The sequence below is a fragment of the Actinomadura sp. 9N215 genome (assembly GCF_044326345.1).
Taxonomy (GTDB): domain Bacteria; phylum Actinomycetota; class Actinomycetes; order Streptosporangiales; family Streptosporangiaceae; genus Spirillospora.
The window spans coordinates 39,070-59,942 of sequence record NZ_JBIRBA010000010.1 but is presented as its reverse complement, the minus strand read 5'-3'; the positions used below and the strand labels follow the sequence as shown (position 1 = coordinate 59,942).

The window sequence follows — 20,873 nt, the reverse complement described above, 5'->3', positions numbered from 1 at the left end:
GGTGTCGGCGTCAGCGTCCGCCGTAGAGGGCGATCAGGCCGTCGTAGTCGCCCTTGCCGAGGGTGGCGGGACCGTTGTCGCAGGACGCGACGGCGGGCGTCATCGTGAGGTTGGAGTGGTCCGCTCCCTCGACGTGCCCGAGGCCGAGGACGTGGCCCGCCTCGTGCGTCGCGACCGCCTCGACCGAATAGCTCCCGGCGGTGCACGTGCCGGTCGTCCACCAGCTCTTCGCGTGCTCCTGCAGCGCCATGTCCGTCTCGACGGTCGACGTCCCCCTGAACCAGATGCAGGTCGCCGCCAGGACGTCGCTTTCCGCGCCGGTCAGCGATTTCCAGCCGAACGTGTTGACGCGGTCCCGGCTGCCGCAGGACGCCTCCGGGGTCACGTTGGGGCCGTTGGACGAAATGCCGGAATAGCGTTCGCCGACGTTCGGCGGCGGCGTGAACCGACGTTCATCGGTGCAGTCGGTATTGGCGAGGACCATATTGGAGATGCCCTTCGCGACACCGGACATCGGCAGCCCGGTCGTCCCGGGGTGGTACCTCCACTCGACGGTGCCGCCCTTCGGCCAGGTGCTCGGCTCGGTACGGTGCGTGCCGTCCCTGCACGGGTCCAGCGGCGCCCGGGACGTGCGGGGCCTGCCCTCCGGCACCCGGCCGCCGCGCGTGGTGATGGTGATCTCGCCCGCGCGGTCGTCGACGCCGATGCGCAGTCCGGCGGCTCCGCTGGTGCGCAGCGAGTGCGCGACCAGCGAGGTCCCGTCGGCGGGGACGGTGGCGGTGAGCCCGTTCGCGCCGCGGACGAGCCGGCCGCGCAGGTCGCAGTCGGCGATCTTGATCTTGTGCGGCATCGCGCGGGCGGACAGCGTCCCGCCGGGCTTGCACCATGCGGGAGCGCGCCGGTCGGCCCCGGCGGTGCCCGCCCCGGCGGTGCCCGCGCCAGCGGTGCCTGCCCCGGCGGATCCCGATCCGGCGATCATCATGCAGGCGAAGGCGGCGGACAGCGCGGCCGGCACCGCCACCCCCGCCCTGGCGGCGCGTGAGAATCCGTGCATATCAGTTCTCCGATGTGTGGGAGCGTCCCTCCGCAGTCTTGCGCGAGCCGGGAAAAGTGAAACCGCCGCCCGCTAAAATGATCACCATATTCTGAATGGCGCCATTCGTGAACCGGCGACTAAGTGCATTTTTCGCGGGAAATGTCGGAGGTGTGGCCCGGTGAGGACGCGTAAGTCTTTGGCAAACCGTCAACAATAATCCGGTAAACGTGTTTATCGATGGTCTGCACGGAAAAGCAGGGAGTAATCCGGCAACTCGGGATCAACAGAACAAGACGTCGGGGTCGCCGGCGTCCGGTCCGAGAGATTCACCGCTACCGAGTGGCGGGCACGCCTCCCCTCACCCCCCGCCGTCCGGCAGCGTTCACGGAAGCAGAGGTGTTCAACGTGCAGACGCAGACACAGGTGCGGGAACTGATGGGCATGAGCGTGACCGACACCAACGGCACGAAGGTCGGCACGATCAAGCAGGTCTACCTCAACGACGACTCCGGCGCCCCCGAATGGGTGACCGTGCACACCGGATGGTTCGGGATGAGGGAGAGCTTCGTACCCCTGTCCGGGGCGCGCAAGAGCGAGGACATGCTGCGAGTCCCGTACGACAAGGAGACCATCAAGGGCGCTCCGAACGTGGACGCGGACGAGCACCTGTCGCACGGCCAGATCGTGAACCTCTACCGCCACTACGGCGTGCGTCCCCCGGCCGGACGCAGCGGCGGCGGCGGCGAGACGGACACTTCGCAGGGCACGGCCGAAGACCGCCCCAAGGCCGGGGGCGAGGCCGCCGCCGAAGACAAGGCCGGCGCCGAGGGCGAGAGCGCCGCCGACCTGTCCGGCTCGCAGGGCCGGTCCGGCAAGCCGGACGACCCGGGCATGGCGGGCGCGGCCGGCACCGCCGGAATGGCGGGCGCGGCCGGGATGGCCGTCCGTCCCGACCGGGCCAAGCGTGATCAAGGGCGCGAGGGAGAGCGCGAGCAGGCGATGCCGCAGCAGTCGCCGCGCACGGGCGCGGAGGCCCCGATGACCGAGATGACCCGGTCGGAGGAGCGGATGCGCGTCGACACCGAGCGGCACGAGTCCGGACGCGTCCGCATCCACAAGTGGGTCGAGACCGAGATGGTCGAGCGCACCGTCACCGTCGCGCACGAGGAGATCAAGATCGACCGCGAGCCCATCAAGGACGGCCGGCCGAGCCCGGACGTGTCCATCGCCGAGGCGGACCGCGAGATCATCCTCTACGAGGAGCGCCCGATCATGACCAAGGAGACCGTGCCGGTCGAACGCGTCCGGGTCAGGACCGAGCGGGTGCAGGACGAGCAGACGGTCCGCGGCGAACTCCGCAAGGAGCGCGTCGAGGTCACCCGCGACGAGAGCCCCGGAACCGACCGCCCCTCCGCCGAGCGCGGCCAGCGCGGCCCCGGACGCGGCGAGCGCGGCGACCCGTCCAGCTGACCCGCGCCACCGTTTCACCCGCCGGCCTGGCCGGGGGCGCCCGTCCCAGGACGCCTGTTAGGCAGGTTTCTTGACAGATAAGCGGGTGCGGTAGAGGTTCCTGGGTGAAGTCGACACCGGGGTTCAGGGTTCATGGCCGTCCGGGCGAGCCGTGACTCCGGGTCCCCGGCGCGCGGCCCGCCGGGTCGCGCGGCGTCTTGCAGCGACCCAGGAGGGACGAGTTGCCACACCCCCGAAGGCGCGTCATCGCCACCCGGATCGGGCGATCACTGGCCGCGCTCGCGACCATCGCCGCACTCCCGTCGATCATCGCCCCGCAGCCCGCCGCGGCGGCCGCCGCCCCCACCACCGCGGCCCCGATCGGCGCCGCGGCCGACGGCCACGCCCCCTATCTCGACCCGCGGCTGCCGGTGTCGAAGCGGGTCGACGACCTGCTCGGCCGCATGACCCCGCAGGAGAAGATCGGCCAGATGGCCCAGGCCGAGCGCGGCGCCGTCGACGGCGACCGCGACCAGATCACGAAGCTGGGCCTCGGATCGGTGCTGTCGGGCGGCGGCTCGGTGCCCGCCGACAACACGCCCAAAGGCTGGGCGGACATGGTGGACGCCTACCAGTCGAAAGCGCTCGCCACCCGGCTGAAGATCCCGCTGCTGTACGGGGTCGACTCCGTCCACGGCCACAACAACCTCGTCGGCGCCACCGTGTTCCCGCACAACCTCGCCATGGGCGCCACCCGCGACCCCCGGCTGGTGCGCGAGGCACAGCAGATCACGGCCGTCGAGACGAAGGCGACGGGCCCGCAGTGGGTCTTCGCGCCGTGCGTCTGCGTCGTCCGCGACCTGCGCTGGGGCCGGGCGTACGAGAGCTACGGCGAGGACCCGGGGCTCGTCGTCCAGTTGGAGACCGGCATCGAGGGATTCCAGGGACGCCACAAGCGCGACCTCGCGACCCCGCGGCACGTCCTCGCGACCGCCAAGCACTACGCCGGGGACGGCGACACGGTGTTCGGCTCGTCCACGTCCGGGACGTACACCATCGACCAGGGCGTCACCGTCACCGACCGCCGGACGTTCGGGAAGATCGACCTCGCGCCGTACGTGACGGCCGTGCGGAAGTACGGCGTCGGCAGCATCATGCCGTCGTTCTCCAGCGTCGACTGGACGGAGGACGGCGTCGGCAACCCCGTCAAGATGAGCGCGAGCAAGGAGCTGCTGACCGACGTCCTCAAGCAGAAGATCGGGTTCGACGGGTTCCTGATCAGCGACTGGGAGGCCATCCACCAGATCCCGGGCGACTACGCCACGCAGGTCCGCACCGCCGTGAACGCGGGCATGGACATGTTCATGGAGCCGTACAGCACTCCGCAGTTCGTGCAGACCCTGCTGGCGGAAGTCCAGGCCGGACGGGTCACGACGGCGCGCATCGACGACGCCGTCCGCCGCATCCTGAAAGCGAAGTTCGAGCTCGGGCTCTTCGAGAACCCGTACACCGACCGCCGCCACGCCGGGACGATCGGCTCGCCGCAGCACCGCGCGGTCGCCCGCCGGGCCGTCGCCGATTCGCAGGTGCTGCTGAAGAACTCCGGGCACGCGCTGCCGCTGGAGCGGAACGAGGAGATCTACGTCGCGGGCGTCAACGCCGACGACATCGGCAACCAGGCCGGCGGCTGGACGGTCAGCTGGCAGGGATCGTCCGGCGACATCATCCCCGGCACCACGATCCTGGACGGGATCAGGCAGAACTCGTCCCACGTCACCTACAGCGCGGACGCGTCCGCGCCGACGGCGGGCCATGACGCCGGCATCGTCGTGATCGGCGAGAAGCCGTACGCGGAAGGCGTCGGCGACGTCGGCAACGGGCACACGCTGAACCTGTCCGACGCCGACAAGGCGAACATCGACAAGGTGTGCGGCGCGATCAGGACCTGCGTCGTCCTCGACGTGGCAGGACGCCCGCAGATCGTCACCGACCGGCTGCCCGGGATGGACGCGTTCGTCATGTCCTGGCTGCCCGGCAGCGAGGGCGCGGGCGTGGCCGACGTCCTGTTCGGCAAGCGCCCGTTCACCGGCCGCCTCCCGGTGACGTGGCCGCGCAGCGAGGACCAGGAGCCCATCAACATCGGCGACCGGAACTACAAGCCCCTGTTCCCCTACGGCCACGGCCTCCGAACCCGCGACCACTGACCAACGCACCAGAGCGCTGACGGAAGGAGCGCAAAACCGACCGGCATCCTTGCGACGGGCCGGCCGTCCACCATCGGACGGCCGGCCCCGCTCCCGTTTAGCGCAACCACCTCCGGAGAAACTGCGGGGGCCGGGGGTCGAGGGGAGGGCGTGAACACGTGGACCGGGAGCCGCAGGAGCCACGAGTGGCGTTCGTCCTCGGCGGCGGTGGTGTGCTCGGCGCGCACGAGGTCGGCATGCTGCGGGCGCTGGAGGAGACCGGCGTCCGGCCCGACCTGGTCGTCGGGACGTCGATCGGGGCGCTGAACGGCGCGTTCGTCGCGGCCGGGCCGGGGGCGGCGGCGGTCGAGCGGCTGACCAGCCTGTGGTCGGACGACTCCGTCCGCGCCGTGTTCGGGGCGCGCGTCTGGGCGCGGCTGTGGACGCTCGCCCGTTCCGGCACCCACCTCCACTCGAACGAGCCCCTCCGCCGGATGCTGGACGAACTGCTGCCCGTCCGGACGTTCGAGGAACTGACCGTCCCGTTCCAGTGCGTCGCCGCCGGGATCGAGACGGCGATGGCGCACTGGTTCACCGAAGGACCGCTCATCCCGGCGGTGCTGGCCTCGTCCGCCGCGCCGGGACTGCTGCCGCCCGTCCGCGTCGGCGACCGGCACTACTTCGACGGCGGGCTGGTGCACAGCATCCCGGTCAGCCGCGCCGTGATGCTCGGCGCCACCACCATCTACGTCCTGCACGTCGGCCGGATCGAACGGGACCTGCCGCCGCCGCGCCGCCCGTGGGAGGTCGGCATGGTCGCGTTCGAGATCGCGCGGCGGCACCGCTTCTTCGAGGAGATGGCGGCCCTCCCGGACGGCCTGACCGTGCACGTCCTCCCGGCGGGCGGCGGGCCGCAGCGGGCGGGCGTCGACCTCGCGCAGATGCGCTACCGGAACCTCTCCGGAATCGCCGCGCACATCGAACGCGCCTACCAGGCATCCTTGACGTACCTCAAGGAACGAGCGTGAGATGCTGCCACCCCCTGCCGTCCGCCGCCTGGTGTTCACGCCGCTCCTGTTCGTCCTCACCCTGCTGATCGTCGTCGTGTTCCCGGTCGCGTACGCGGCGGCGTGGTCGCTCGGACGCGACCGCAGGCGGGCGGCCCGGCTGCTGCGGTTCGCGCTGGCGTGGGGGACGCGGGAGTCGGCCGCCGTCCTGGAACTCGGGTGGCTGTGGTGCCGGCGCCGCGCCCACGACGACCGGCACTACGACATCATCCGCCGCTACGTCGCCGCCCTGTACTCGGTCGCGGAGCGACACCTCGGCCTCCGCACCGAAATCGAAGGCGAAGGCAGTGGCGAGGGCGGGGGCGACCGGCCGCTGATCGTTCTCAGCCGCCACGCGGGCCCGGGGGACGCGCTGCTCCTCGTCCACCACCTGCTCACCGACTACCGGCGGCGCCCGCGCGTCGTCATGAAGGCGCAGCTCCAGCTCGACCCCTGCGTCGACATCGCCGCCAACCGCCTGCCGAACGTGTTCGTCACACCGGGCGGCGGCGCCGTCGAGGACATCGGCCGGCTCGCCCAGGACCTCGCCCCCCGCGACGCGCTCCTCATCTTCCCCGAGGGCGGCAACTTCACCCCGGAGCGGCGGCGCCGCGCGATCCGCCGCCTGGCCCGGCTGCACCGGCGGGACGAGGCGGAACGCGCCGCCGCGATGCGGAACCTGATGCCGCCGCGTCCCGGCGGGGTGCTGGCCGCGCTGGAGTCCGCCCCGTCCGCGGACGTCGTGTTCGTCGCGCACATCGGGCTCGACCACATGACCACGGTCGGCGACGTCTGGCGGCGCGTCCCGCTGGACGAGCCCGTCCGCGCCCGCTGGTGGCGGATCCCCGCCGAGGACGTCCCGCGCGACCGCGACGCCCGCACCGACTGGCTCTACACTCAGTGGGAGCGGGCCGACGCGTGGATCACCGCCAACCGCGCACCCGCCCCAAAGTGACATCATGGACGGCATGGGCGACGAGGGGACGGTGCGGGTCGACCTGTGGCTCTGGTCCGTGCGCCTGCTGAAGACCCGCTCGATGGCGACGACCGCCTGCCGCGCGGGCCACGTCCGCGTGAACGACGAGCGCGCGAAGCCGTCCACGGCGGTGAAGCCCGGCGACGAGATCAGGCTCCGCCACGACGGACGTGAGCGCATCGTCATCGTCCAGCGGATCATCCGCAAGCGCGTCGGCGCGCCCGCCGCGCAGGAATGCCTGATCGACAAGAGCCCGCCCCCGCCACCGCGCGAGGCGCTCATCCCGATCGGCCGCCGCGACCGCGGAGCGGGCCGTCCCACCAAACGGGACCGCCGCGAGCTGGAACGCATCCTCGACCGCTACCGCACCCTCAACGACCCCCCCTCCACCGACTGAACACACCGCCCTCAACCGAACCATCCCGAACGTCCGGAGCCGCGCTCACACCCGCCTGCATCGCCGCGGCGTAGTTCGTCGTCCAGGTGCGCCGAAAGCGCGAGGGCCTCCTCCGCCAGATGCTGGACGGTCCCGTCCTTGTGCGGGGGGAGACTGTGTGTGGGGGGTGGGTCACGGGCTGTTCGGGGTGGGGTTTCCGGGTGGTGTGATCTGCGTAACCGTGGCGTGGAGTGGTGGCGGGGGCGATTTCGGTATATTCCCAGGTAAAACGGTAGGTTTTATAGGAAATCTCCTTGGCGGTGGGCGTCTTCGCAGGTGGAAGGGACTTTTTGAGGGGTTCACAGGGGGCGGTGCCGTGTGCATGCTAAGGGCATGAACGCAGCGGAGGTCCTGGTGGCGAGGCGCCACGTCGACCTCCTTCGCGTGTGCAGCGCGTCCTGTTGAACCGCTCTTTCGCACGCCACGGCCGCCGCTGATCGGCCGCGTCTTCTCCTGCCGGCAGCCCGCGAGGCCCCGAGTTCTCCCGTCTTCCTTCCGTTCTGGAGGTGCAACGTGTCCACCGACCTGCTCGATCCACCTCGCTCGGCGATTCCCGAAGCGGCGCGGAGCGTGGGCGGCGCCGTCCGTTCCGGGGCCGTGCTGATGTCACTGCTGCGCCGGGCACGGAAGGTCAGCGGGCTCGTCGTCGTCCTCGCGCTATGGGAGGTCGGCGCGCGCGCGGGCTGGCTGGGCAGCACGACCCCGCCGCTCAGCGACGTCGCCGTGCGCGGCTGGGAGATGGTGTCGTCGGGCGCGCTGTTCGAGAACCTCGGGGTTTCGCTGGTGCGGGTGCTGAAGGGGCTGGCGATCGGGCTGCCGACGGGCCTCGTCCTGGGTCTGCTGTCCGGGCTGTTCAGGGTCAGCGAGGACGTCATCGACGCGCCCGTCCAGGCGGTCCGGATGCTGCCCCACCTCGCGCTGGTCCCGCTGTTCATCATCTGGTTCGGGATCGGCGAGACGTCCAAGGTCGGCCTGATCGCGGTCGGCGTCGTGTTCCCGCTCTACATCAACGTGTTCCACGGCATCCGGGGCGTGGACGAACGGCTCGTGGAGTCCGCCAGGACCTGCGGGCTCGGACGGCTCGGGCTCGTCCGGAAGGTCATCCTGCCCGGCGCGCTCCCGCAGATCCTCGTCGGGCTGCGGCTGTCGCTCGGCGTCGCGTGGCTGACGCTCGTCGTCGTGGAGCAGTCGGCGACGGCCAGCGGCATCGGCTTCGTCATCAACCAGGCCACCCAGTTCCTCCAGATGGACACGGTCTTCCTGGTGCTCGTCGTGTACGCCCTGCTCGGCGTGTCGACGGACCTGCTGGTGCGGCTGATCGAACGGCGCGCCCTGGCCTGGCGGAGGGGGCTGGTGGCGCGATGACCGCGAACGAAGTGCGCGTCCGCGGGCTCAGGCGGCGGTTCGGCGAGCGGGCCGTCCTGGACGGCGTCGACCTCGACATCGCGCCCGGCGAGTTCGTCGCGCTGCTCGGCGCGAGCGGATCCGGGAAGAGCACGCTGCTGCGCGCCCTGGCCGGGCTGGACGGCGAGGGCAGCGGTGAGATCGGCGTCCCAGGGAAGCGCGCCGTCGTCTACCAGGAGCACCGCCTGCTCCCCTGGAGCCGGGTGTGGGACAACGTCGTCCTCGGCCTGCGCGGCCGTGACCTGCGCAAACGGGCCGATTCGGCGCTGGCCGAGGTCGGGTTGACGGCGCGCGCCGACGCGTGGCCGCTCACCCTGTCCGGCGGCGAGTCGCAGCGCGTCGCGCTGGCCCGGGCGCTGGTGCGGACGCCCGATCTCCTGCTGCTCGACGAGCCGTTCGGCGCACTGGACGCGCTCACCAGGCTCAACGCGCAGGCCCTCGTCGCCGACCTGTGGGCCGAGCACCGTCCGGCGGTGCTGCTGGTCACGCACGACGTCGAGGAGGCGCTCCTGCTCGCCGACCGCGCGCTGCTGCTCGCGGACGGCCGGATCGAACGGGAGTACGCCGTCGACCTTCCCCGGCCGCGGTCGCTGGACGACCCGCGGTTCATCGCGCTGCGGCGCGACCTGCTCGACGGGCTCGGAGTGCGAGCCGTCGCCACCGCCAAGGAGGCCCGATGACCGCAGCGAAGCGAGGATCTTCGGGCCGACCGTCCCGGGGGCCTGGGGGTCGCCCCCAGAAAGGCAGAGCATCATGACCGAGCTGACCGACGACGTGACCGAGCTGAGCGCCGATGTGCTCGTCGCGGGCGGCGGCCCCGCCGGCGCGTGGGCCGCGATCAAGGCGGCGGAGGCCGGCGCGGACGTCGTCCTCGCCGACAAGGGGTACCTCGGGACGAGCGGCGCGACGGCGTCGGCGGGCACCGGGGTCTGGTACGTCGAGCCGGAACCGGCCGCGCGGGAGGCCGCCATGGCCGGCCGCGAGAGCCTCGGCGGCCACCTCGCCGACCGCGAATGGATGGCCCGCGTCCTCGACCAGACGTACGCGAACATGAACGAACTGGCCGAGATCTCCAGGTATCCGTTCCCGGAGGACGAGACCGGACGGCAGATCCGGCGCGGCCTGCAGGGGCCGGAGTACATGCGGAGGATGCGCGTCCGAGTCCGGCGTGCGGGCGTGCGGGTCCTCGACCACAGCCCGATCACCGAACTGCTCGCGGAAGGCACCGGCCCCAGCGCGAGCGCGGTCGTCGCCGGGGCCGCCGGGTACCGCATCCGGGACGACCGGCCGTTCCGGGTCAGAGCGGGCGCGGTCGTGCTCGCGACCGGCGGGTGCGCCTTCCTCAGCAGGGCGCTGGGCTGCGACGTCAACACCGGGGACGGCGCGCTGTTCGCGGCGGAGGCGGGCGCGGAACTGTCCGGCATGGAGTTCTCCAACGCGTACGCGATCGCCCCGGCCTTCACGTCCGTGACGAAGACGGCGTTCTACTCGTTCGCCACCTTCTACCGCGCGGACGGGACCGTCCTGGAGGGCGCGGGCAGCCGCCGCGGACGGTCCGTGATCGCCCGGACGCTGCTCAGCGAGCCCGTCCTGTGCCGCATCGACCAAGCCACGCCAGAGGAGCAGCGGGCGATGCGCCTCGCGCAGGCCAATTTCTTCCTCCCGTTCGATCGGCAGGGCATCGACCCGTTCACGGACCTGTTCCCGGTCACGCTGCTCGCCGAGGGGACCGTCCGCGGCACCGGCGGCATCCGGATCACCGGTCCCGACTGCGCCACCTCGGTGCCCGGACTGTACGCGGCGGGCGACGCCGCCACCCGCGAGCTGATCTGCGGCGGCTTCACCGGCGGCGGCAGCCACAACGCGGCGTGGGCGATGTCGTCGGGCACCTGGGCGGGGCAGGGCGCCGCACGCTACGCGGCCGGACTGGGCGGACGAGCCAGGACGCGATCAGTGCGGGCACTCGGCGAGGCAGGCCTCCGCCCGTCCGGTACCGCGACCAGCGGCCACACTCACCGCGTCAGCCATGCCGGCCACGCTGACTTTGTCGCGGCCGTCCAGGCCGAGGTGCTGCCCTACGACAAGAACCTGCTCCGGCACGGCGACCGCCTCGCCCCCGCACTCGACGCCCTGGACCGGACGTGGCACGAGCTGCGCGGCACCCTCCGCGAGGACGGCGCGGGGATCGTCCGGGCACGGTCGGCCGCCGCGATGGCAGCGCACGCCCGCTGGATGTACAACGCCGCGCTCGCCCGCACCGAGACGCGAGGCATGCACAAGCGCCAGGACACGCCGGACCAGGACCCGGCCCAGCACCACCGGCTCATCACCGGCGGCCTCGACGAGATCTGGACGCGTCCCGAGACAGCGGCCCCGGCCCCAACCCAGGCGGTGGCGTCATGATCGAGATCGTTTCGCGGGAGCGCTGCATCGCCTGCGACAAGTGCGTCGAGGTCTGCCCGACGAACGTCTTCGACCGCGGCGCGGACGGCGTCCCGGTCATCGCGCGGCAGAGCGACTGCCAGACCTGCTTCATGTGCGAGGCGTACTGCCCGGTCGACGCGCTGTTCGTCGACCCGCGCTCGCACCCGCTGCCCGAGCCTCCGGACGAGGCGGCGCTCGCCGCGGCCGGGACGCTCGGCGCCTACCGCGCGCAGATCGGCTGGGGCCACGGGCGCACCCCCGGCGCCAAGCTCGCGATCGGCCCGTCCCTCGATCGGCCGGGCGCGCCCCTCACCTCCTGAGACATCACCAGAAGAACCCGTGAAAGGCACCATCGTGAAACTGCCCCGAGTGCTGGCCGCCGCGCTGATCGTCCTCGCCGCGACGGCGTGCGGCTCCTCCGAGGCCGACAGCGGCTCCGGGACGCTCCGCGTCGGAGTGATCGGCTCGGGGGTCGGCAACAAGCTGACCCGCGCCGTCGGGTTCCTCGACCAGCGCGGCGAGCTGCTGCCGGCGCTGAAGGCCGCCGGCATCACCAAGATCAAGGTCGCGACGTTCCCGAACGGCCCCGACCTGAACCAGGCCCTCGCCGGCGGTTCCCTCGACATCGGCATGTACGGGGACACCCCGGCCCTCATCGGACGCGGGCAGGGCCTGCCGACCCGGCTGGTGTCGCTCAACTCCGTCCGCCTGGACGCCGCGATCGTCGCCAAGAAGGACGGCGGTCCTGCGTCCCTCAAGGATCTGCAAGGGAAGCGGATCGGCGTCCAGACCGGCTCGTACATCCACCGCTACCTGCTCGGTGCGCTTGCGCAGGCGGGGGTGAAGCCGAAGGAGATCATCCACATGTACACGCCGGCGATCATCGCGGCGCTGGAGAAGAACTCGATCGACGCGGGCGGCCTGGTCTCGGCGGACCAGGCGGCGGAGGAGAAGAAGGGCTACACGTCGATCGACGTCGCGTCCCGGAATCATCCTGACCTGCTCGGCACGTCCGTCACGGTCGTGACGGAGAAGTACCTGGCGGGCCATCAGGACATCGTGAAGGTCTGGCAGCAGACCGAAGTCAAGTCCGTGCGGGTCGCCAAGGCCGACTGGCCGGGCTACACCGCCTACGTCGCCAGGACGGGCGGGTACGCGCCCGACATCACGATCAAGACGACCCTCAAGGAGCAGCTGCCCGAGGAGCCGTTCTCCGCCGAGGGCCTGAAGCTGCTCGAAGGGACCAAGGCGTTCCTCGTCCAGCAGGGCCTTATCAAGAAGGCCTACACGCTCGACTCCTGGCTGGCGCCCGGAGCCAGGCCATGAGCACGCATTCCACCGGCGACGTCCTCGTTCTCGACACCGACGTCCTCGTCCTCGGCGGCGGCCCCGCCGGGGCGTGGGCGGCGCTCGCCGCGGCCGGCGCCGGGGCCCGTGTCGTCCTCGCGGACAAGGGCTACTGCGGCACCAGCGGTCCGACCGCGTCGGGCGGCAACAACCTCTGGTACATCCCGCCGGACGAGGCGGCGCGGGAACGCGCGGTCGACCGGCGGTTCGAGCAGAGCGGCCGGCTCGCCGACCACCGCTGGATGGCGCGGGCCCTCGACGAGACATACCGCCGCGTCGACGACCTCGCGTCGTTCGGGTACCCGTTCCCCGTCGACGACGACGGCGTCGAGCGCCGCGGCAGCCTCCAAGGCCCCGAGTACATGAAACGGATGAGGCGCCGTGTGCACCGGTCCGGAGTGACGATCCTCGACCACCATCCGGCGCTGCGGCTGCTCGTGGACGACTGGGGCGTGGCCGCCGGAGCGTCCGGGATCGCCCGCCAGAAGGGCGGGACGAACTGGACCGTCCGCGCTGGCGCCGTCGTCCTCGCGACCGGCGGGTGCGCTTTCCTGTCCGGTGCTTTCGGCACCAATGTCGACACCGGTGACGGACATCTGATGGCCGCCGAACTGGGCGCGGAACTGTCGGGCATGGAATTCTCCAGCGCCTACGCGTTCTCCCCGGCACGCGGGTCGCACACCAAAGGCCTGATGATGCAGTTCGCGACGTACTACACCGCGCAAGGCCGCACAATCGACGTACCGGACCCGCTCGGCGCCAGAATCAAAGTCGCGTCCCGGCTCGCGAGAGGAGAAAAGGTCTACGCGCGCCTCGACAAGGCGCCGCCAGAATTGCACGAGGCGATGCGGAACGCCCAGCCGAACTATTTCCTGCCGCTCGACAAGGCCGGCATCGACCCTTTCCGCGACAAATATGAGGTGAGAATGGTCCTGGAGGGCACGGTTCGCGGGACGGGCGGCCTCCGGATCACCGGCGACGACTGCGCGACGACCGTCCCCGGCCTGTACGCCGCCGGGGACGTCGCGACGCGCGAACTGCTGTCCGGGGCGGTCAGCGGAGGCGGCGCCTACAACGGCGCGTGGGCGATCTCGTCGGGCACCTGGGCGGGCCACGGTGCCGCCGCGTTCGCGACGGGCCGCGCGCGCCCGCATTCCGTCCCGGCCGGACGCGCGGGCCTCACCCCCGGTCGCCTCGACGCGGCAACGGTCATCCGCGCCGTCCAGGACGAGATGCTCCCGCTCGACCGCAACCTCTTCCGCACCCGCGACAGGCTCCGCGATTCCCTGTCAACGCTCGACGCGCTGTGGGAACGGATCGCGTCCCAGGGCATCGCGGGGACAGGCCGCGAACGCCTCCGCGCGCGCTCTGCCGCCGCGATGACGGTCCACGCCCGCTGGTGCTACCGCGCGGCGTTGGCCCGTCCGGAATCCCGTGGCATGCACCGCCTGGAGCGCCTCCCACAACTACAGCGCTTCGAGCACCGACGCCTGATCGGCGGCCTCGACGACCAATGGACGGCCGCCGAGCCCCAGGAGGTCGCAGCATGATCGAAGTGGTGAGCGCGGACCGCTGCGTCCAGTGCGACATCTGCATCAAGGTCTGCCCCACGGACGTGTTCGACCGAGGCCCCGACGGCCTTCCGATAATCGCCCGCCAAAGCGACTGCCAGACCTGCTTCATGTGCGAGGCCCACTGCCCAACGGACGCCCTCTACGTAGCGCCATTCAGCACCCCGGCTCCGCCGAACTCCACCCACACCGACGAAACCTCACTGGCCACCGCCTTCGGCGCCTACCGCCGCATAATCGGCTGGGGCCAAGGCCGCACCCCGGGCAGCCGCGCCGACCGCAACCACATCTTCACCGCTCGCCTAGGCCAATCCCCCTAACCCGGATTAGCTACGGAGAGGCCGAGACTGGCCACGGACTGTTAGCCATGCGGTTTCTGTGACACCTTGCCATCGGGCACGAGTTAAGGGGTTGTCATGGGGATCGAAGGCGGACCTGGTGTGACTACTGTTCGTGCAGAGGTCGTCACTTCGACATCGGCGCTGACGGCGTGCTCGAACTGCGACGCGGAGGTGCTGCGCGCCCTCCTCCACTGGGAAGGACGCGGCGCGGATCCGGACGACCGCATCGACGTGTTCGTCACCTTCGACGGGGACCTCGACGAGATGGTCGAAGCGGGCCTCGACCCGGGCCACGTCAACGGCGACCTGGTCACCGGGTCGGTCGCCCTCGCCGACGTCGCCGAACTCGCCGCGACGGCCGGTGTCCGCTGGATCGCCGGGTCCGCGCGCACGCACCTGCACATCGACCGCAGCATGGGCGAGATCAAGGCCACCTCGCTCCGCGCGAACTCGCCGCCGTACAACGCGGGCGGCCTGCCGGGCTTAACCGGTAAAGGCGTCCTCGTCGGCATCATCGACAATCGCCTCTCGGTCACCCACCCCACGTTCGTCGTGCCGAACACGACGCCGCCGAAGTCGCGCATCGTCGGCTATTGGGACCAGGTCAACCCACCCGGGGAGGGACAGGAGCCACCGAGCAAGTTCGACTTCCCGGCCACGTTCAGCTACGGCATCTGGTGGGAAGAGTCCGTCATCGCCAAGATCGTCGAGCTCAACCAAACCCGCAAGATCTTCACCGTCGGCCTACACGACCACGGCTCGCACGTCGCCGGGATCGCCGCGGGCAGCATGTCGAGAAAGGACGGCCAGTTCCCGCCGTTCACGTTCGTGGGCGTCGCGCCCGAGGCCGACATCGCCTTCGTCAACTCGGCCACGGTCGTCTCCGCCAGAGCCGCAAGCGACGCCGCCGCGCTGATCCACCACCTCGCGGCGAAACGCGGCGCCCCCTGTGTCATCAACATGAGCTTCGGCACCCACGAAGGGGCGCGCGACGGGACGTCCGCGTTGGAACGGGCGCTCGACAAGCTGATGCACGACGCGAACGGCAACCCCATCCCCGGGCGGGCGATCGTGGTCGCCGCCGGAAACGACGGCGACACCCGCCGCCACGGCCGCAAGAACATCAACGCGTCCGGCAACGCGTCGTTCCGGCTTGAGGTGGAAGAGATCGTCTTCCCCGGGCTCAGGCTGTCCGAGGACATAAGCAAAGACGAGCTCTACTTCTGGTACGACGGCGCGGCGCAGATCGAGCTGCGCCTCACGCCGCCGCGTTCGACCCCGAGCGACTGGACGAAGCCGGGCCAGGAGAGCACGATCTCCATCGGCGGCACGGTGGTCGCGAGGGTCGTCTCACCGGCGCAGCCCGACCCGAACAACGGCAAGCGCAAGATCGACGTCACGCTCACAAGCCCCGTGCGCAAGGGAACCTGGAAGATCGAGCTGCACGAGATCGGTGGCGTGGCGGCGACGGTCGACGTGTGGGTCGAGCGGGAGGACACCGACATCTGGCCGCAGCTCGCCTTCGGTGACATCGTCACCGACAACACCATCACCTCACCGGCCACGGCGCGCAGCGTCATCGCGGTCGGCGCCTACGCGTCCGAGCCGGGCAGCAACTTCAAGGCCTACGGCTCGATCGCGGAAAGCTCGAGCCGCGGCCTGGACAGCGCGCACGGCGTGCCGCCCGAGCGCGTCCGCCCGCACCTGGTCGCGCCCGGTCGGCGGATCATCTCCGCCGCGGACTCGCATGAAGAGCACGAGAAGGACATCAGGGTTCGCTACGGCGGCTGGCTGCTCACGCGCCACACCATCTTCTCCGGCACGAGCCAGGCTGCGCCGCACGTGGCCGGGGTCATCGCGCTGATGTTCCAGAAGAACCCGAAGCTCACGTACGTCGACGTGCGGCGGATCCTCGCCGCGACGACGAAGAAGGACCACATCCCGCCCGAGCTCGTGCTGCCCAACGCGATATGGGGCGCGGGCAAGCTCGACGCCGCCGCCGCGCTGGCCGCGACCCCCGCGAGCACGCCATGAGCGAGGCGGGAACGTTCGAAAGGGTCGCCGCGCTGATCGGCGAGGCGCTGCGGCCGCTCGCCGACGCCCTCGCCGATCCGGGCGAGCTGCTCGTCGAGTTCGGTGTCGCGATCGACCACGACGCGCTCGCCGGAGTCGCGGGCGCCGCGGCGGACACGGCCCGCGCGGCCGCCGACCTCGGCAACTTCGTCACCGCGCTGAACGTGGCGATCGACACCGACGACGGCATCGGGATCACGGCCAACGGGGCCGCGGTCGCGCAGCGGATCGCCACGGTCCTGACCGGGCTGGCGAACGTGCACAACGGCGTGAACGCGGCGCTGAACTCGTCCTCGATCACGCCCGAGCAGCGCGCCAAAGCGCAGGCGCTGCTGGACGATCTGCCCGGCCTGATCCTCACCCGCATGGTCGTCGACCGGCTCCGCGTGCGGCTGCCCAAGGCCACGATGTTCCTCGCCACGGCCGGGCTCCTCGAAGGGCGCGACCACCACGGCGATCCGGCCGACCCGATGTTCCCGCCGCACTTCTCGTGGACGATCCGCTGGGACCGGATCGGGCTGTTCCTCGGCAATCCGCTGTCGGTGCTCCGCGACGCCTACGGCCTCGGCACGCCCGGCTTCGACGGGAAGCTGCTGTTCGAGCTGCTCGCCCGGCTGCTGGACTCCGGGGACGACCGCCTCGACCGCTCCTACATCACGACCGGCTCCGGCGGGGTCGGCGCCGTCCTGATCGGACCGTCGCTCATCGTCGGCGTGCGCGACGGCGGCCTCGCCTTCCCGCTGCGGCTCGGCTTCGCGGGCAAGTCGACGGAGCAGATCCCGCTCGGCGATCGGACCGCGCTCACCGTCAGCGTCGACGGCGCCCTCGCCGCGGCCTCCGAGGTGCGCTTGTCACCCGCCCTGGACATGACGATCGTGTCCCCGGAGGGCGCGCCCGCGGCCGCGTTCAGCGTCACGGCCGCGTTCACCGTCGGCAAGGCAGGCGAGCCGATCCTGCTGCTCGGCGACACCCGGATCGGCGGCCTGAGCATCGAGACGGCGAGCCTGGCGGTGGGGCTCAACGCCCGCGCGGGCCTCGACGGCACCGCGACGGCGGAGCCGTCCGCCCAGGTGGAGCTCGCCGGCGGTCGTCTGGCCATCGACCTGTCCGGCGCCGACGGCTTCATCGGCAAGCTCGTCGGCGCGAAGTTCGAGACGGACTTCGACCTGCGGCTGCTGTGGACGCCGTCGTCCGGCCTCCAGCTGGAGGGCAGCGCGACCCTCGAACTTGCCCTGCCCCTGCACCTGAAGCTGGGCCCGCTGGAGGTCACGACGCTGCACGTGAGCGTCGGCCTGCCCGCCGACGGCTCGCTCCCGATCGAGATCTCCGCCGACTTCAAGGGCGCGCTCGGGCCGATCAAGGCGTCGGTCGAGCGTGTCGGCATCCTCGCCGCGGCGCGCTTCCCCGACGGGGGCGGCAACCTCGGCCCGGTCGACGTCGCGCTCGGGTTCAAGCCGCCGAAGGGCGTCGGCCTGGCGATCGACGCCGGGATCGTGGCCGGCGGCGGCTACCTGTCCTTCGACCCGGACCGGGGGGAGTACGCCGGGGCGCTGGAGCTGGAGTTCGCCGGGTTCATCGAGGTCAAGGCGATCGGGCTGATCAGCACCCGGATGCCGGACGGCAGGCCCGGGTTCTCGCTCCTGATCATTCTGACCGCCGAGTTCGGCGGGGGCGGGATCCAGCTCGGGTTCGGGTTCACGCTGCTCGGCGTCGGCGGCATCCTCGGCCTGAACCGCAGGATGGACCTCGCGGCGCTCGTCGAAGGGGTGGTGACCGGGGCCGTCGAGTCGGTGATGTTCCCGCGCGACGTGATCGCGAACGCGCCGCGGATCGTCAGCGACCTGCGGAAGTTCTTCCCGCCCGAGGAGGGCCGGTTCCTCGTCGGGCCGATGGCGAAGATCGGCTGGGGCACGCCGACCCTGGTCAGCGTGTCGCTCGGGGTGATCGTCGAGATCCCGCCGGGCAACATCGCGATCCTCGGCGTGCTGAAATGCATCCTGCCCACCAAGGACGTGCCGCTGCTCGTCCTGCAGGTCAACTTCATCGGCGCGTTGGAGGTCGACAAGTCGCGGCTGTGGTTCTACGCGCAGCTGTTCGACTCCCGCATCCTGACCATCACCCTCGACGGCGGGATGGGCCTGCTCATCGACTGGGGAGACAATCCGGACTTCGTCCTCTCGGTCGGCGGGTTCCACCCGTCGTTCAAACCGCCGCCGCTGCCGTTCCCGATCCCGCCGCGGATCTCGATGGACATCCTGAACTCCCCCGGACGGCTGATCCGGGTGTCCGGCTACTTCGCGGTGACCAGCAACTCGGCCCAGTTCGGCGCGAAGGTGGAGATCCGGCTCGGCTTCGACGACTTCGGACTGGAGGGGCATCTCGCGTTCGACGCGCTCTTCCGGTTCTCGCCGTTCGCGTTCATCATCGAGATCTCCGCGGGCGTCTCGCTGAAGGCGTTCGGGGTCGGCCTGTTCGGCATCGACCTGCGCTTCACGCTGGAGGGGCCGAACGCGTGGCGGGCGCACGGCCGCGGCTCGATCTCCCTGCTGTTCTTCGAGATCTCCGCGGACTTCGACATCTCCTGGGGCGAGGAGCGCGCCACCACGCTGCCGCCGGTCGCGGTGTTCGAACTGCTGGAGCGCGAGGTGCGCAAGCCGGAGGGCTGGCAGACCCGGCTCCCGGCGGGCGGCACGAACCCGCTGGTCACGCTGCGCCAGCTGCCCGCGGGCGACGAGCTGGTGTTGCATCCGCTCGGCACGCTGTTCATCCATCAGCGCGCCATCCCGCTCGGCGTGCGCATCGACCGGGTCGGCGCGCAGCGTCCGAGCGACGGCAAGCGGTTCACCGTCACGCCGGTACGGGGCAGCGGCCTGGAGCAGGTGTCGGACACCGACGACCAGTTCGCCATGGCCCAGTTCCAGGACATGGACGACGCCGCCAAGCTGTCCCGTCCCGCGTACGAGAAGCAGGACGCCGGTCTTGAGCTGACCGCCGACAAGGGCGCGATCGCGTCGCCGCGTGTGGTTCGGCGCAGCGCCCGGTACGAGCTGCACATCATCGACAGCAGGCCACCGAGGCCGACCGCCCAGGCAGCCCCGAACGCCCAGGCAGCTCCGAACGGACGCGTAGCCGCGAACGGGCAGGCCGTACGCCGGGCGCCGAAGCTCTACAGCCCGCCTCCGGCGGTGTTCGGGCAGCTGCTGGACGGCAACAGCACCGCCCGTTCACCGATCTCGCAGCGGGAGGCGCGGCTGCGGCAGCCCTTCGCGGCGAAGGAGACCGTGCGGGTCACCGGCGACCGCTTCGTCGTCGCGTACCGGCGCAACAACCGTCAGGCGTTCCCGCCCGTGGCGGCGGGCTCCACCACGTCGAGCTTCCGCAGCGCGGCGACGGCGGCCGACGCCATGGCGCGCTGGATCCGCGCGGACGCGACCCTGGCCGGGGAACTGCACGTCCTGCCCCAGGCCGAGGTCGGCGGAGGCGCGGCGGCCCAGCCGGGCACCTGGACGGAGGCGAGCCCGCCGCCGTCCGCCGTCGCGGCCGCCGACGCGGTCCGGATGACGGGCGGCAAGGTGCTCATCGCGGGCGGCGCCGACGCCACCGGGAAGGCCGTGGCCGCCGCAGCCGTGTACGACCCGATCGCCGCGACCTGGGCCGATGCGACCCCGCCGCTGGCGACGGCCCGGCGACGCCACACGACGACGAAGCTGGCCGACGGACGCGTCGTGGCCGCGGGCGGGCTCGGCGCCGACAACGCCCCGCTGGCCTCGATCGAGGTGTTCGAGCCGGTCGCCGCCGTCTGGAGCACCCCGCAGGCGAAGCTGACCACCGCCAGGTCCGGGCATTCCGCCACGGCGCTGGGCGAGCGGCTGCTGGTCGCGGGCGGCACCGGATCCCGGGGCGCCGCGCTGGCGTCGGCCGAGCTGCTCGACCCGGGGACGCTGAAATGGACCGAAGTCAAGCCGATGAACTGCGCCCGCACCGGCCACCAGGCGGTGCCGATCGACGGCAGGGTGCTCGTCATCGGCGGCGCGCTGCCGACCGGCGAGGGCGAGCGCGCGCTCGCGTTCTGCGAGATCTACGACCCGGGAACCGGATCATGGACGCCGACCGGCAGCCTGCTCACCCCACGGAAAGGCCATCAGGCGACGCTGCTGGGCGACGGCCGCGTGCTCGTCACCGGCGGCGACGCGGTTCCCGCCATCCCGTACCGCGCGGACAGCCTGGCCTCGGCCGAACTGTACGACCCGGTCACCGGCGCCTGGACCCGCGTCCCCGACATGCCGGGCGGCGGCCGCAGCGGCCACAGAACCGTCTGGACGCCCGCAGGCGCGGTAGTGACCGGCGGCACCGGACGCCCACGCCCCACCACCGGCTACCGCGCCGCCATCGTCTTCGACCCGACCTCTCGCACCTGGACGACCACCGCCCCGCTGGCCACCGGCCGATGGGACTTCCCGGCCGTCGATCTCGCGGACGGCCGCGTCCTCGTGGTGGGCGGCCTGTCCCTGGCCGGAGCGGCCGCCCCGGGCCCCGATCCCACCGAGCTGGCCGCCACCGCCGAGATCTACCTCCCCTGATGACTCC

Annotated in this window: 15 protein-coding genes; 14 read left to right on the top strand and 1 reads right to left on the bottom strand. The window is 71.6% G+C overall.

Annotated features, from left to right (window positions below; genetic code table 11):
* Positions 1-10: 10 nt before the first annotated feature.
* Positions 11-1,054: a matrixin family metalloprotease gene (locus ACH34T_RS18235; protein WP_395993338.1), complete on the bottom strand. Its 1,044-nt coding sequence runs from the start codon at positions 1,052-1,054 to the stop codon at positions 11-13.
* 387 nt (positions 1,055-1,441) lie between these two features.
* On the opposite strand from ACH34T_RS18235, the gene ACH34T_RS18230 reads away from it, so the two are divergent.
* The 14 genes from ACH34T_RS18230 to ACH34T_RS18165 all read left to right on the top strand — a co-directional run bounded on the left by ACH34T_RS18230 (position 1,442) and on the right by ACH34T_RS18165 (position 20,866).
* Positions 1,442-2,506 (top strand): PRC and DUF2382 domain-containing protein, encoded by a 1,065-nt coding sequence (locus ACH34T_RS18230; protein WP_395993337.1) that lies wholly within the window; start codon positions 1,442-1,444, stop codon positions 2,504-2,506.
* Between the two features lie 221 nt (positions 2,507-2,727).
* Complete coding sequence (locus ACH34T_RS18225; RefSeq protein ID WP_395993336.1) at positions 2,728-4,689, top strand: glycoside hydrolase family 3 protein; 1,962 nt, start codon at positions 2,728-2,730, stop codon at positions 4,687-4,689.
* Between the two features lie 185 nt (positions 4,690-4,874).
* Positions 4,875-5,696: a patatin-like phospholipase family protein gene (locus ACH34T_RS18220; protein ID WP_395993335.1), complete on the top strand. Its 822-nt coding sequence runs from the start codon at positions 4,875-4,877 to the stop codon at positions 5,694-5,696.
* Between the two features lies 1 nt (position 5,697).
* On the top strand, positions 5,698-6,669 hold the full coding sequence (locus ACH34T_RS18215) for a 1-acyl-sn-glycerol-3-phosphate acyltransferase (RefSeq protein ID WP_395993334.1): 972 nt from the start codon (positions 5,698-5,700) through the stop codon (positions 6,667-6,669).
* Between the two features lie 4 nt (positions 6,670-6,673).
* Positions 6,674-7,087, top strand: coding sequence for an RNA-binding S4 domain-containing protein (locus tag ACH34T_RS18210; RefSeq protein WP_395993333.1), 414 nt, complete (start codon positions 6,674-6,676; stop codon positions 7,085-7,087).
* 552 nt (positions 7,088-7,639) lie between these two features.
* Entirely contained in the window at positions 7,640-8,491 is an 852-nt protein-coding gene (locus tag ACH34T_RS18205; protein ID WP_395993332.1) for an ABC transporter permease, read from the top strand.
* The gene (locus tag ACH34T_RS18200; protein ID WP_395993331.1) at positions 8,488-9,210 is read left to right on the top strand and encodes an ABC transporter ATP-binding protein; all 723 of its coding nucleotides are present in this window, start codon (positions 8,488-8,490) and stop codon (positions 9,208-9,210) included. The genes ACH34T_RS18205 and ACH34T_RS18200 overlap by 4 nt, the downstream gene beginning before the upstream one ends.
* Positions 9,211-9,283: 73 nt before the next feature.
* Positions 9,284-10,933 carry an FAD-binding protein gene (locus ACH34T_RS18195; protein WP_395993330.1) on the top strand — a complete coding sequence of 550 codons (1,650 nt, stop codon included), beginning with the start codon at positions 9,284-9,286 and terminating at the stop codon, positions 10,931-10,933.
* Positions 10,930-11,274 carry a 4Fe-4S binding protein gene (locus ACH34T_RS18190; RefSeq protein ID WP_395993329.1) on the top strand — a complete coding sequence of 115 codons (345 nt, stop codon included), beginning with the start codon at positions 10,930-10,932 and terminating at the stop codon, positions 11,272-11,274. The genes ACH34T_RS18195 and ACH34T_RS18190 overlap by 4 nt, the downstream gene beginning before the upstream one ends.
* A gap of 34 nt (positions 11,275-11,308) precedes the next feature.
* On the top strand, positions 11,309-12,280 hold the full coding sequence (locus ACH34T_RS18185) for an ABC transporter substrate-binding protein (protein WP_395993328.1): 972 nt from the start codon (positions 11,309-11,311) through the stop codon (positions 12,278-12,280).
* Positions 12,277-13,851, top strand: a complete 1,575-nt coding sequence (locus ACH34T_RS18180) for an FAD-dependent oxidoreductase (protein WP_395993327.1) — start codon at positions 12,277-12,279, stop codon at positions 13,849-13,851. The genes ACH34T_RS18185 and ACH34T_RS18180 overlap by 4 nt, the downstream gene beginning before the upstream one ends.
* The gene (locus ACH34T_RS18175) at positions 13,848-14,192 is read left to right on the top strand and encodes a 4Fe-4S binding protein (RefSeq protein ID WP_395993326.1); all 345 of its coding nucleotides are present in this window, start codon (positions 13,848-13,850) and stop codon (positions 14,190-14,192) included. The genes ACH34T_RS18180 and ACH34T_RS18175 overlap by 4 nt, the downstream gene beginning before the upstream one ends.
* Before the next feature lie 120 nt (positions 14,193-14,312).
* Positions 14,313-16,247, top strand: coding sequence for a S8 family serine peptidase (locus ACH34T_RS18170; RefSeq protein WP_395993325.1), 1,935 nt, complete (start codon positions 14,313-14,315; stop codon positions 16,245-16,247).
* Positions 16,244-20,866 carry a DUF6603 domain-containing protein gene (locus ACH34T_RS18165; RefSeq protein ID WP_395993324.1) on the top strand — a complete coding sequence of 1,541 codons (4,623 nt, stop codon included), beginning with the start codon at positions 16,244-16,246 and terminating at the stop codon, positions 20,864-20,866. Before ACH34T_RS18170 ends, ACH34T_RS18165 begins: the two co-directional genes overlap by 4 nt.
* Positions 20,867-20,873 lie beyond the last annotated feature (7 nt).

Coding starts and splice junctions, on each gene's coding strand:
- ACH34T_RS18235 (WP_395993338.1), bottom strand. CDS start 1,054: ATGCACGGATTCTCACGCGCCGCCAGGGCGGGGGTGGCGGTGCCGGCC.
- ACH34T_RS18215 (WP_395993334.1), top strand. CDS start 5,698: ATGCTGCCACCCCCTGCCGTCCGCCGCCTGGTGTTCACGCCGCTCCTG.
- ACH34T_RS18210 (WP_395993333.1), top strand. CDS start 6,674: ATGGACGGCATGGGCGACGAGGGGACGGTGCGGGTCGACCTGTGGCTC.
- ACH34T_RS18200 (WP_395993331.1), top strand. CDS start 8,488: ATGACCGCGAACGAAGTGCGCGTCCGCGGGCTCAGGCGGCGGTTCGGC.
- ACH34T_RS18195 (WP_395993330.1), top strand. CDS start 9,284: ATGACCGAGCTGACCGACGACGTGACCGAGCTGAGCGCCGATGTGCTC.
- ACH34T_RS18190 (WP_395993329.1), top strand. CDS start 10,930: ATGATCGAGATCGTTTCGCGGGAGCGCTGCATCGCCTGCGACAAGTGC.
- ACH34T_RS18180 (WP_395993327.1), top strand. CDS start 12,277: ATGAGCACGCATTCCACCGGCGACGTCCTCGTTCTCGACACCGACGTC.
- ACH34T_RS18175 (WP_395993326.1), top strand. CDS start 13,848: ATGATCGAAGTGGTGAGCGCGGACCGCTGCGTCCAGTGCGACATCTGC.
- ACH34T_RS18165 (WP_395993324.1), top strand. CDS start 16,244: ATGAGCGAGGCGGGAACGTTCGAAAGGGTCGCCGCGCTGATCGGCGAG.